Annotated in this window: 6 protein-coding genes (1 of these 6 running past the window's edge); 3 read left to right on the plus strand and 3 right to left on the minus strand. The window is 74.0% G+C overall.

The annotated features are described in order from the left end of the window. Together ACVMYR_RS18315 and ACVMYR_RS18320 are read left to right on the plus strand one after the other, a co-directional pair. A protein-coding gene (locus ACVMYR_RS18315; protein WP_457122306.1) for a type I polyketide synthase crosses the window boundary here: on the plus strand, positions 1–10,508 show its final stretch. It extends 19,513 nt beyond the left edge of the window; 10,508 of the gene's 30,021 nt are visible here — the last part of the coding sequence; its start codon lies beyond the left edge, outside the window; the stop codon is at positions 10,506–10,508. A 117-nt stretch (positions 10,509–10,625) separates the two neighbouring features. Beyond that, positions 10,626–11,726 (plus strand): hypothetical protein, encoded by a 1,101-nt coding sequence (locus ACVMYR_RS18320; RefSeq protein ID WP_077937018.1) that lies wholly within the window; start codon positions 10,626–10,628, stop codon positions 11,724–11,726. Positions 11,727–11,810: 84 nt separating this feature from the next. Here ACVMYR_RS18320 and ACVMYR_RS18325 read toward each other — a convergent pair whose 3' ends face one another. From ACVMYR_RS18325 to ACVMYR_RS18335, 3 genes are all read right to left on the minus strand, one after another. Next, positions 11,811–12,035 (minus strand): GntR family transcriptional regulator, encoded by a 225-nt coding sequence (locus ACVMYR_RS18325; protein ID WP_457122307.1) that lies wholly within the window; start codon positions 12,033–12,035, stop codon positions 11,811–11,813. 79 nt (positions 12,036–12,114) lie between these two features. Further along, the gene (locus tag ACVMYR_RS18330; protein WP_077937020.1) at positions 12,115–12,324 is read right to left on the minus strand and encodes a DUF397 domain-containing protein; all 210 of its coding nucleotides are present in this window, start codon (positions 12,322–12,324) and stop codon (positions 12,115–12,117) included. Positions 12,325–12,345: 21 nt separating this feature from the next. Beyond that, a complete protein-coding gene (locus ACVMYR_RS18335) occupies positions 12,346–12,507 on the minus strand; it encodes a hypothetical protein (RefSeq protein WP_457122308.1) in 162 nt (53 codons plus the stop codon). A 61-nt stretch (positions 12,508–12,568) separates the two neighbouring features. On the opposite strand from ACVMYR_RS18335, the gene ACVMYR_RS18340 reads away from it, so the two are divergent. After that, complete coding sequence (locus tag ACVMYR_RS18340; RefSeq protein WP_457122309.1) at positions 12,569–13,357, plus strand: class I SAM-dependent methyltransferase; 789 nt, start codon at positions 12,569–12,571, stop codon at positions 13,355–13,357. Positions 13,358–13,406: the final 49 nt, after the last annotated feature.

Raw genomic sequence — 13,406 nt, forward strand, 5'->3', positions numbered from 1 at the left:
TGGGCGCTCTGGTCGCGGAGCATCTGGTGTCGGCGCACGGGGCGCGGTCGTTGGTGCTCGTGTCGCGTCGGGGTGCCGCCGCTGCGGGCGCGGACGAGCTGGTGGAGCGGTTGTCGGGCCTGGGCGCATCGGTGGAGGTGGCGGCGTGTGACGTGACCGATGCCGAATCCGTGCGCTCCCTCGTGGGCCGGCTCACCGCCGACGGCCGCCGCCTGGCCGGGGTGGTGCACACGGCGGGTGTCCTCGACGACGGGCTCGTCGAGGGGCTCACCGTGGATCGCCTGACGGCCGTCCTCGCGCCGAAGGTGGACGCGGCGTGGCACCTGCACGAGGCGACGGCCGGTCTTGATCTGGATCTGTTCGTGGTGTTCTCGTCGATCGCGGGGGTGCTGGGTTCGCCGGGTCAGGGTGCGTATGCGGCGGGGAATGCGTTCCTGGATGGTCTTGCGGCGTATCGCCGGGAGGCCGGGTTGCCGGCGGTGTCGTTGGCGTGGGGTATGTGGGATACCGAGGGGATGGCGGCGTCGATCGGTGACGCGGACCGGGCGCGTTCGGCGCGGGCGGGTCTGACGCCGATGAGCGCGGCCACGGGCCTCGAACTGTTCGACGCGGCCCTCGCGGCGGACCGGGCTGCCCTGGTGCCGGCGACCATCGACGTGCCCGCCCTGCGGGCCGCCGCCTCCGGCGGCCTGGTGCCGCCCATGCTGCGCACCCTCGTCGGAGCCACCACCAGCCGCCGCCAGGCGGGGCAGGGCGGTGGCGGGGGGTGGGCCGATCGGCTCGCCGCCCTCACCGAAGACGAAGGCCGGGCGCAACTCGTGCTCCTGGTCCGGGGCCTGGTGGCGCAGGTGTTGGGGCATGGTGGTGCGGAGGCGGTGCCGGCGGATCGGGCGTTCCGGGAGTTGGGTTTCGACTCGTTGACGGCGGTGGACCTGCGTAACCGGGTCAACGCGGCCACGGGGCTGCGGCTCGGCTCGACGCTGGTGTTCGACTACCCGACCCCCGCCGTGCTCGCCGAGCACCTGTGGTCCGAGCTGGCCGGCGTACGCCAGTCGGCGACCGACCTCGTGGCCAGCGCGACCAAGGACACCGACGAGCCGATCGCGATCGTGGGCATGGCCTGCCGCTACCCGGGCGGAGTCGCCAGCCCCGACGACCTGTGGGCGCTGCTGGCCGACGGCGGGGACGGGATCTCCGAGTTCCCCGCCGACCGGGGCTGGGACCTGGCGTCCCTCTTCGACCCTGACCCGAACAACAGCGGCACCTCCTACACCCGCAACGGCGGCTTCCTCTACGGAGCGGCGGAGTTCGACCCCGGGTTCTTCGGCATCTCGCCGCGTGAGGCCCTGGCCATGGACCCGCAGCAGCGGTTGCTGCTGGAGGCGTCGTGGGAGACGTTCGAGTCCGCCGGGGTCGACCCGGTCCGGCTGCGGGGCAGCCGCACCGGCGTCTTCGCGGGCGTCATGTACCACGACTGGGCGACGCGCCTCATGGACCTGCCCGCCGAGGTCGAGGGCTACGTGGGTACGGGCACGTCGGGCAGTGTGCTGTCGGGGCGGGTGGCGTACACGTTCGGCCTGGAGGGGCCGGCGGTGACCGTGGACACGGCGTGTTCGTCCTCCCTGGTCGCGCTGCACCTGGCGGCGCAGGCGCTGCGGTCGGGGGAGTGCGACCTGGCCCTGGCCGGCGGCGTGACCGTCATGGCCACCCCGGGCACGTTCATCGAGTTCTCCCGGCAGCGCGGGCTGTCGCAGGACGGGCGGTGCAAGTCGTTCGCCGCCGCCGCCGACGGGACGGGCTGGTCCGAGGGCGTCGGCATGCTGCTCGTCGAGCGGTTGTCGGACGCCCGCCGTAACGGGCATCGGGTCCTCGCCGTGGTGCGGGGGACGGCCGTCAACCAGGACGGGGCGTCCAACGGTCTGACGGCGCCGAACGGTCCGTCGCAGCAGCGCGTCATCCGGCAGGCCCTCGCCAACGCGCGGCTGACCCCGGCGGACGTGGACGCCGTCGAGGCGCACGGCACGGGCACGACGCTGGGTGACCCGATCGAGGCGCAGGCGCTGCTCGCCACGTACGGCCAGGGGCGGGAGATGCCGCTGTTGCTGGGGTCGATCAAGTCGAACATCGGGCACACGCAGGCGGCGGCCGGTGTCGCCGGGATCATCAAGATGGTCATGGCGATGCGGCACGGCCTCGTCCCGCCGACCCTGCACGTGGACGAGCCGTCGCCGCACATCGACTGGACCGCGGGGGCGGTTGCGCTGGCCACGGAGGCGACGCCGTGGCCGGCCGTCAACCGGCCGCGCCGGGCTGCGGTGTCGTCGTTCGGGATCTCCGGCACGAACGCGCACGTGATCATCGAGCAGCCTCCGGCGGAGGTCGTCGAGGGTGTGGTGGTGGAGCGGGTGGTGCCGCCGGTGGTGCCGGTGCTGCTGTCCGCCCGCACCGATGGGGCCCTGGCGGGTCAGGCCGCTCGGTGGGCCCGCTGGCTGGCCTGTGACGAGTCGCTTTCCGTGGTGGACGTGGCGTGGTCGTCGGTGACGACGCGCCCGGCCCTGGAGCAGCGGGCCGTCGCCCTGGTCGCCGACCGGGACGGCCTGCTCGCCGCGCTACGGGCGCTCGACGGCGGCGACCCCTCCGGGGCGATCGTCACCGGCACGGCCACCGAACGCGGCCAGCTCGCGGTCCTCTTCTCGGGCCAGGGCGCGCAGCGCGCCGGGATGGGTCGGGAGTTGGCGGAGGCGTTCCCGGTGTTCGCGTCGGCGTTGGACGAGGTGTGCGCCGGGCTGGACCCGCTGCTGCCGCAGCCGCTCAAGGGGGTGCTGTTCGCGGCGGAGGGTTCCGCCGAGGCGGCGTTGCTGGACCACACCGTCTTTACGCAGGCGGGCCTGTTCGCGGTCGAGGTGGCGTTGTTCCGGCTTATCGAGTCGTTCGGGGTAGTGCCGGACTTCGTCGGTGGGCATTCGGTCGGTGAGATCACGGCCGCGCATGTAGCCGGGGTGCTGTCGTTGGCCGACGCGTGCGCACTTGTCGCCGCGCGGGGTCGCCTGATGCAGGCGTTGCCGGCCGGGGGCGGGATGCTGGCGGTGGCCGCGGCCGAGGAGGCGGTGGCGGAGTCGATCGCCGGTCGCGCCGACGTCGGGATCGCCGCCGTCAACGGCCCGTCGGCCGTCGTGGTCTCCGGTGCGGTCGCGGCGCTGGACGAGGTCGAGCAGCTCTGGCAGGGCCGGGGCGTGCGCGTCCGCCGGCTGACCGTCAGCCACGCGTTCCACAGCCCGTTGATGGAGCCGATGCTCGCCGAGTTCCGAGCCGTCCTCGACGGGCTCGACTTCGCCGCGCCGCTGGTGCCGGTGGTGTCGAACCTGACCGGGGCGCTCGCCGACGCCGACGAGATCCGCACCGCCGACTACTGGGTGCGGCACGTGCGGGAGGCCGTGCGGTTCGCCGACGGGGTCGCCGCGCTGCGGGCCGCCGGGGTGGGCACGTTCCTGGAGGTCGGGCCGCAGAGCGTGCTGACGGCCCTGGCCGCCGACGTGCTGCCCGGCGACGAGGGTGTGCTGACCGTCGCGGCCCAACGCCGGGACCGGCCCGAGGCGACCGCGCTGCTCGCCGCCCTGGCCGAGCTGCACGTCAACGGGGTGCCGGTGACGTGGCGACAGTGGTTCGCCGGCAGCGGCGCGTCCCGGGTGGACCTGCCGACGTACGCGTTCCAGCACCAACGGTTCTGGCCCGAAGCGCTGCCGCCCACCCGCAAGGACACCGACGGCGGGGACGCCGAGTTCTGGGCCGCCGTCGAACGCGGCGACCTCACCGCCCTCGCCGCCCAACTCGGCGACGACGCCGCCCTCGACGCGCTCAGCTCGGCCCTGCCCGCGCTGTCGCACTGGCGGCAGGCGCGCACCCGCGACACCGCGCTCGACGGCTGGTCGTACCGCATCGGGTGGGAGCCCGTGCGGCCCGCGCCGGCCACCGGGCTGACCGGCCGGTGGCTCGTCGTCACCGTCGGCGGCGGCACCGACGCGGGCGTCGCGAAGACGCTCACCGAGGCCGGCGCGACCGTCGACACGCTGACCGCCCCGCCGTCCCTCGACCGGGCGGAGCTGGGCGAGCGGCTGCGCCGCACCGGCGTCGACGGCTGGGCGGGCGTGCTGTGCGTGCTGCCCCGTCAGGACGAGTCCCTCCCGGACGCGCCAGGCGTGCCGGCCGGCACGGCGGCGCTGCTCGCGCTCGTCCAGGCGCTGACCGACACGGGCCTGCCCGGCCGGGTGTGGGCGCTCAGCCGCGCCGCCATGCCGGTCACGGCCGGCGAGCGGGCCGCCGACGCCTGGGCGGCGCTCGCCTGGGGCCTCGGCCGCGCCGTCGCCCTGGAACAGCCCGACCGCTGGGGCGGGCTGGTCGACCTGCCCGCCCGCGCCGACCGCAGCACCCGCGCCGCGCTCGTCGCGGTGCTCGCCGACGGCACCCTGGACCAGGTGGCGGTACGCCGCAACGGCGTCTTCGGCCGGCGGCTCGTGCCCGCCGCGCCGCCGGTGGGGTCGGGGTGGCGTCCGTCGGGAACGGTGCTGGTGACCGGTGGTACGGGTGCGTTGGGTCGGCACACGGCCCGATGGCTGCTGGCCAACGGGGCGGCCGAGGTGGTGCTGGCGTCCCGGCGTGGCCCGGACGCCCCCGGTGCCGCCGAGCTGACCGAGGAGCTGGCCGGGGCGGTGCGGGTCGTCGCCTGCGACGTCACCGACGCCGCCGCCGTCGATGCCCTCGTCGCCGGCCTGCCCGCGCTCACCGCCGTCGTGCACACCGCAGGCGCGTCCGGCGGGACCACCCCGGCGTACGAGGTGACCGCCGCCGACCTGTCGGCGACCCTCGCCGGGAAGGTGCTCGGGGCCCTGCACCTCGACGCCGCCTGCCGGGGCCGGGACCTCGACGCGTTCGTCGTGTTCTCCTCCGTCGCCGGCGTCTGGGGCGGCGGCGGCGGCCAGGCCGGCTACGCCGCCGGCAACGCCCTGCTCGACGCCCTCGTCGCCGCCCGCCGGGCCGAGGGGCTGCCCGCCACCGCCCTCGCCTACGGGCCGTGGGCGGCCGACGGCATGGCCGCCGGGGAGACCGCCGAGGGCCTGCGCCGCCGCGGCTTCACCCCGCTCGCGCCCGAGGCCGCCGTCGCGGCGCTGGGCCGCTGGGTCAACGCCCCCGAGCCCGCGCCGGTCGTCGCCGAGGTGGACTGGGCCCGGTTCGTCGCCGCGTTCACCGCGGCCCGGCCGAGCCACCTGTTCGACCGGGTCGCCCCGGCCCCCGCCCCGGAGGCGCAGCGGCCGGAGGCCGACGCCGCCACCAGTGGCCTGCGGGCGCGGCTCGCCGCGCTGCCGGCCACCGGCCAGGAGAACCTGCTGGTCGACCTGGTACGCGCCGAGGCGGCGGCGGTGCTCGGGCACGACTCCACCGACCAGGTGCCCGCCGGCCGGGCGTTCCGGGAACTCGGCTTCGACAGCCTCGCCGCCGTGCAACTGCGGGACCGGCTGGGCCGGGCCACCGGGCTGACCCTGCCGTCGACCGTCGTCTTCGACCATCCGTCGGCGGCGGAGCTGGCCCGGTTCCTGCGTACCGAACTGGTGGCCGGCGCGGCCGACGGCGGCCCGGCGGTCGGGGCGGTCGCGGCCCGGCCGGCGGCCGACGAACCCATCGCCATCGTCTCCATGGCCTGTCGCTTCCCCGGCGGGGTGTCGTCGCCGCAGGAGCTGTGGGAGCTGCTGCTCGACGGCGGCGACGCGATCGGGCCGATGCCCACCGACCGGGGCTGGGACCTCGCCGCCCTGTTCGACTCCGACCCGGACCGGGTGGGCACCAGCTACGCCCGCAGCGGCGGCTTCCTCGACGGCGTGGCCGACTTCGACGCCGCGTTCTTCGGCATCAACCCCCGCGAGGCCCTGGCCATGGACCCGCAGCAGCGGCTGCTGCTGCACACCACCTGGGAGACGTTCGAGCGGGCCGGCATCGACCCGCACCGGGTACGCGGCTCCGCCACCGGCGTCTTCATGGGCACCAACGGGCAGGACTACGCGACCCTGCTGCTGGGCGCCCGCTCCGAGGTGGAGGGCTACCAGGCCACCGGCAACGGCGCGTCCGTGGTGTCCGGCCGGCTGGCGTACTCGTTCGGGCTGCACGGGCCGGCGGTCACCGTCGACACGGCGTGCTCGTCGTCGCTGGTCGCCCTGCACCTGGCCGCGCAGGCGCTGCGCTCCGGTGAGTGCGACCTGGCCCTCGCGGGCGGCGTGACCGTCATGTCGACGCCGGGGGCGTTCCTGGAGTTCTCCCGGCAGCGCGGCCTCGCCGCCGACGGGCGGGTCAAGGCGTTCGGCGCGGACGCCGACGGCACCGGCTGGGGCGAGGGCGTCGGCGTCCTGCTCCTGCAGCGCCTCTCCGACGCCCGCCGCGACGGCCGCCGGATCCTGGCCGTGGTACGCGGCTCCGCCGTCAACCAGGACGGCGCGTCCAACGGGCTCACCGCCCCGAACGGGCCGGCGCAGCAGCGGGTCATCCGGCAGGCCCTCGCCAACGCCGGGCTCACCCCGGCGGACGTCGACGCCATCGAGGCGCACGGCACCGGCACCACCCTCGGCGACCCGATCGAGGCGCAGGCGCTGACGGCCGCGTACGGGCCGGACCGACCCGCCGACCGTCCCCTGTGGCTGGGCTCGGTGAAGTCGAACATCGGGCACACCCAGGCGGCGGCCGGCGCGGCCAGCCTGATCAAGATGGTGCTCGCCCTGCGGCACGGGACGCTGCCGGCGACCCTGCACGCCGACGAGCCGTCGCCGCACGTGGACTGGGCGGCGTCCCCGCTGGCGCTGCTCACCGAGGCCCGCCCGTGGGACGCCGACGGCCGCCCCCGCCGGGCCGGCGTGTCGTCGTTCGGCATCTCCGGCACCAACGCCCACGTGATCCTCGAACAGGCACCGCCGGAGGAGCCGGTCGACCCCGCTGCGTCCGTCGAGCCCGTCGACCCCGCCGGGTCCGCCGGCCTCGCCGGGCGGTCGGCGGCGGGCGGCGCGGCGCTGCCCTGGCCGGTCTCCGCCGCCACGGCCGCCGGGCTGCGCGACCAGGCCGACCGGCTGGCCCGCCGGCTCGCCGCCCCGGCAACCCCGGCCGGCTCCGACCCGGCAACCCCGGGCGACGGTACGGCCGACGCCGGCACGGTCGGTGTCGACGCGGCCGACGCCGGGGCGGTGGCCTGGGCGCTGGCCGAGGGCCGGGCGCACCTGACCCACCGGGCGACGATCGTCGCCGCCGACCCGGAGACCCGGCTCGCGGCGCTGCGGGCCCTCGCCGCCGGCGGCACCCACCCCGCCCTCGTCGGGCCCGCCCCGACGGCGACGGGCGGCACCGCCGTCCTGTTCTCCGGTCAGGGCGCGCAGCGTGCCGGCATGGGCCGGGAGTTGTACGCGGCATTCCCGGTGTTCGCCGCCGCGCTGGACGAGGTGTGCGCCCACCTGGATCCGCTGCTGCCGCAGCCGCTCAAGCCGGTGCTGTTCGCTTCGACGGGCTCCGACGAGGCGGGTCTACTGGACCAGACGGTGTTCACGCAGGCGGGGCTGTTCGCGGTTGAGGTGGCCCTGTTCCGTTTGGTGGAGTCGTTCGGGGTGGTGCCGGACTTCGTCGGGGGCCACTCGGTCGGTGAGATCACCGCCGCGCACGTGGCGGGGGTGTTGTCCCTGGCCGACGCGTGCGCCCTTGTCGCCGCGCGGGGTCGCCTGATGCAGGCGTTGCCGGCCGGCGGCGGGATGCTGGCGGTCAACGCGGCCGAGGCCGACGTGTTCGCCTCGATCGCCGGTCGCGCCGACGTCGGGATCGCCGCCGTCAACGGGCCCACGTCGGTGGTCGTCTCCGGGGCCGTCGGGGCCCTCGACGAGATCGAGCGGGCCTGGCGGGACCGGGGCGTCCGGACGCGCCGGTTGACGGTGAGTCACGCGTTCCACAGCCCGTTGATGGAGCCGATGCTGGCCGAGTTCCGGGCGACCCTGGAGACGCTCACCTTCGCCGCGCCGCTGGTGCCGGTCGTGTCGAACCTGACCGGGGCGCTCGCCACCGGCGACGACCTGCGCACCGCGGACTACTGGGTGCGGCACGTCCGGGAGGCCGTCCGCTACGCCGACGGGGTCGCCGCGCTGCGCGGGGCGGGCGTCGACACGTACCTCGAAATCGGCCCCGCCGCCGTGCTCACCGCGATGAACGCGGAGCTGCTGCCCGACGGCGCCACCGCCGTGGCCGCCCTGCGTGCCGGCGTGCCGGAGCCGGCGGCGCTGCTCACCGCCCTCGCCACCCGCTACGCGACCGGCCGGGACCTCGACTGGGCGGCGCTGCTCGCCCCGCTCGCCGGTCCCCGGCCCGTCCCGCGTGACCTGCCGGAGCTGCCCACGTACGCGTTCCAGCCGCAGCGCTACTGGCCCACCCTCACCGCCTCGCCGGCCGGCGGGGCGGACCGGGCCGACGCCGCGTTCTGGCGGGCGGTCACCGACGGCGACCTGGACCGGCTCGGCATCGACACCAGTCAGCCGCTGCGTGACCTGCTGCCGGAGCTGGAGTCGTGGCGACGCCGCCAGCACGAGGACGACACGATCGGCGGCTGGCGGTACCGGGTCACCTGGCGGCCCCAGCGGCTCACCGCCGGGGACCCGGGCACCTGGCTGGTCGTCGCGCCGCCCCGGGAGGCCGCCGACGCGGTCGCCGACGCGCTGCGCGCGGGTGGGGCGGCCGTGCACCTGCTCACCGTGGACCCGGCGACCCTCGACCGGGACGGCCTCGCCGCCGACCTGGCCCTGGCCTGCGCCACGCACCAGCCGACCGGGCTGCTGTCCCTGCTCGCCCTAGACGAGGCCCCGCACCCCGGGCAGGACACCCTGCCCGCCGGCCTCGCGGCGAACCTGCTGCTCCTGCAGGCGCACACCGGCCTTTCGGCCGAGGTGCCGCTGCCGCTGTGGCTGGCCACCGCCGGTGCCGTCGCCACCGACGACGCGCCGGCTGCCCGGCCGTGGCAGGCCACCACCTGGGGCCTCGGCCTGGCCGCCGCCCTGGAACACCCCCGGCACGTCGGCGGCCTCGTCGACCTGCCCGGCACGGTCACCGCCGACCTCGCTGCCGGGCTGGTCGCCGCGCTCACCAACAGCGAGGGGGAGGACCAGCTCGCCGTCCGCACCTCGGGCGCGTACGCGCGGCGGCTGGTCCGGGCCACCGACCCGGCCGACGGTACGGGCGGCGGCTGGACGCCGCACGGCACCGTCCTCGTCACCGGCGGGGCGGGCACCGTCGCCGGCCACGCCACGGCCTGGCTGGGCCGGCAGGGCGCCGCCGTGGTGCCGCTGGACCAGCCGGCCGGCGGGAAGCTCACCGACCGGATGGCGCAGCTCGCCGCCGACGGGCGCCCAGTGACGGCCCTGTTGCACGTGCCTGCCGACACCGGCACCGTGCCGCTGGCGGAGCTGACCCTCGCCGGCCTCGCCGCCGACCTCGCCGCCACCGTCGGCGACATCCCCCGCTACGCCGACGAGCTGGAGGGCGCGGCCCTCGGCGCGCTGGTGCTCTGCTCCTCCACCTCCGGGGTGTGGGGCTCCGGCGGGCGGTCCGGTCAGGCGGCCGGCGACGCCCTGCTCCAGGTGCTCGCCGAGAACCGGCGGCGGGCCGGGCTGCCGGTGGCGTCGGTGGCGTTCGGCCCCTGGGCCGACGGCCTCGCCGACGCCGACCTCGACCAGCTCAGCCGCCGCGGCCTGCCCGGTATGGCCCCCGACCTGGCCACCGCCGCGCTGCGGCAGGCCGTCGCCGACGGCGCGCAGGTCGTGGTGGCCGACGTACGGTGGGACCGGTTCGTGCCGGCCATCGCCGCCGTGCGGGCCCGCCCGCTGTTCGGGGAGGTCCCCGAGGCCCGGGAGGCGCTGCGCGGCCTGCACAGCGCCGAGCCGGCCGACGACGGGGCCGCCGACGCGCTGCGGGACCGGCTGCGCCCGCTCACCGACGCCGAACGCGACGCCGTGCTCGTCGACCTCGTGGCCGCCCAGGCGGCGGCGGTGCTCGGCCTGCCCGACGCCGGTGACCTCGGCCCGGGGCGGGCGTTCCGGGAGGTCGGCTTCGACTCGATGACCGCCGTGGAGCTGCGCAACCGGCTCCGGGCGGCCACCGGGGCCACCCTGCCGGCCAGCGTCGTCTTCGACTACCCGACGCCGCTGGCCCTGGCCCGCCACCTGCGTACGCTCGTCGTGGCCGACGGGGCCACGGCCACCGAAGGGCTGCTGTCCGAGCTGGAGAAGTTGGACGGGCTGTTCGCCGCCAGCGCCCCCGACCAGCTCACCCGGCAGAAGCTGCTGGTGCAGATGCAGGCGTTCCTGGCCCGCTGGGGCGACGACCGGCCCGCACCCGTCGACTCGCCTGTTGCGCCGACGCTCGATGGGGCCAGCGACGCCGAGCTGTTCGACTTCATCCACCGGGAGCTGGGCGGCCCCGACGGCAACCTGGGTGGGGCCTTCTGAACCGATTCGACCGCCTGTGAAGCCCTTCCGCGATGCTGTCGTCGGGCGGCATTTCACCGCCGCTGTCGCGCTCGGGGTGACCGACCTGGCCAGCGTCATCGTCGCCACTCAGGTTACGTGACCCTCGTCGTCGACCCCTGGCGCGATACCTACTCGCTTGAGCGGCGGGCTACTATGCGCTGGGCGCGTACCCGCTGGGAGCGTGGAGTGCAGATGGCCAGGGAGAAGCGCGATTGGCGTCGAGTCGTCACGGTCTACGCCTTTGCGGTCGCCACCCTGCTCATGCTGCTGCTTGGTGTTGTCCTGATCGGCCGCGACACCACGCTTACACGCAACGAGATCTTCTCGGCGGTTGGTTTGAACCTGATCGCGAGCGTAATCTTTGCGGTCACCTTCTCGGCAGTCTCCGGCCAGGTCCAGAACAGGGCGATCGAGGAGAACGTCGAGGAGAGCTTCAGCGAACTGTCTACGCGGCTGATGTCCCATCTATCGCAGACCAATGCGCTGTTTCTTCCGCTGGCGTCCTACGCGGCTTTAGACACGAACACCGGATACGGTGACGCTTTCAACTGTGACCTGACCAGAAGCCTGCACCGAACCGGTCAGATCACTTTCTACGGCCCGACCGCCTGGTTCGTGCCGGCCCGGCTGCAGGTCACGACCATGACTAGGGTTGCCCGCATCGCAATATGCATACTTGATCCCCGCAACAGAGCTGCAGTCGCTCAAGTGGCATCGGACCAGTCCGAGGCGCCATGGGCGCAGGGGATGACCCGAGCCGCGATCGAGGAGACCCTGAGGACAGATCTACTTCGGACGGTCGTGGCGTTGTTTGAGTGGCGAACTCGCTGCCCAGTCGAAATCCTCTACCATGACGACACTTCGGTGTTTCGCTTCATAATGACGGACGACGCAATCTACCTAACGTGGCTGCGAGGTGACTCCTCTGTCGGCCGCGACATGGGCGAGTCGTACAGGTTTGGACCAGACTCATTCTTCTACCAGAGCCAGCGCCTGGACATCGTCAGAAGAAGTCAGCTGAACCACGCCAAGGTCACCTTTAACGCCACCGACGACCGCAAGGTGCTTCTGGACCATCTAGAGATGTTGTGCGGGCGGCCGGTGCGAGAGGATGAGGCCGAGGCATGGCTGGAAGAGTACCGCGCCGGCACGGAATCGTTCAGAAGCTATCTGGAACAGCTTAGTGCGGACGGTTAGTCCAGCCTGGTGTCGGACCCGAGCGGGCCTGGCTCGGGAAGATGGCCTTTGCGTGCGTCTTGGTCCGTTCGGCCGCCGTTGTGGCTACTCAGCCTCAGCCACGAAAACGCCCTTGCTCTGCTTGCCGTACACCAGGCAGCGATCGTGTAGCAGGCCGAAGGCCCGATTCACCGTTGCAAGCGAGACGTGGTTCTTCTCTGCGAGTTCGGCGGTGGAGGGCAGCTTGTCGTGTGCCTTCAGCTCTCCGGACTTGATCTGCCCGGCGATGCCGTCAGCGATGCGGCGGTACTCAGCCTGCTCGTATGGCACGAAGGGAAGTTAAGGTCGGCAAGGTCCTCACTTACCACGAGATCGCAATGTCAAGGTCTGACCCTTCCTGACGTGCTGGTCAGGCGACCGGCCCGATCTGCTTGGCCAGGTTGACGAACGACTGCCAGTCGCCCGGCGTGAAGCCGAGGGTGCCACCTTCGCGGTCCTTTGTGTCCCGGACCAGGACGATGCCCGGCAGGTTGTCGGCGACCTCGACGCACGAACCGCCGTTGGAGCCGCTGCGGCTGCTCTTGCGCCACCTGGCGTCGCCGTGTGCTAGCTCGGCCATCTCAGCGAGGTGGGCGAGCTGCTATTTCATCGCGGCGGGGTGGCTCTTCATGGGCCGGAGCAGTGCCATCACGTCGACGACGGCGACGAGTTGCACGGGCTTGTCGCTGAGGGTGGAGCTTCGGTTGAGCCATGCCGCTATGCGCTCTTCGATCTCGCCGTGGCGTTGCGCAAGGAGCAACACCTGACCATGCCCTAAGCAGAATCGCTCGCTTCCCGATCTGTGCTGTCGGCACGCTGTCGAGATGAAAGCGAGCTTCAGCGGTGAGGTGGCGACGTACTACGCGAGGCACCGACGCGGTTACCCGCCCGAGGTGCTCGACGGCCTCGTCGAAGCGTTCGGCCTCAGCCCCGAAGACACGGTGGTCGACCTCGGCTGCGGCACCGGCCAGTTGAGCCTCCCGCTCGCCGCCCGGGTCGGAGCCGTCGTCGGCGTGGACCCGGAGCCGGACATGCTGGCCTTGGCCCGTCAGGCGGCCCTCAACGCTGCAAGGCCCAACGCCACGTGGCTGCTCGGCGATGACAGCGACCTGCCCGCGCTGGGCCGGCTGCTCGGCGACCGGACGATCGGCGCGCTGACCGTTGCCGTCGCTATCCACTTCATGGACCGCGACGCGTTGTTCAGGGCCGTCCGACCGCTGCTGCGCCCAGGCGGCGGCGTCGCCGTGGTCACCAACGGCGCACCGCTCTGGCTACAGGACGCCGAGTGGTCCGGCACACTGCGTGAATGCCTGGAACGGCTGCTCGGGCACCCCGCCACAGCGACGTGCCAGACCGACGAGGCCGGCCGTCTACGTAACCAGAACGCCCTCGTTCGCGCCGGCTACCGATACACGGAGTCGTTGGTGCAGTACGACGCCCCGCTTACCATCGACGACATGGTTGGCGGCGTCTTCTCTGCCATATCGGCTGACCGACTACCCTCCAGGCAGGGCCGAGCAACGTTTGCCGCCGAGGTCCGCGACGCTCTCGGGGGGCGCGACAAGGTCACCGAGCGGGTCCGCGTCTGGCTGCAGTTCGGCACACCCGCTTGAATGCCGCACCACCATCGGCGAGAGGTGTTCCACGAATCTCAACAGCCAG

This window comes from Micromonospora sp. PTRAS2, assembly GCF_054052245.1.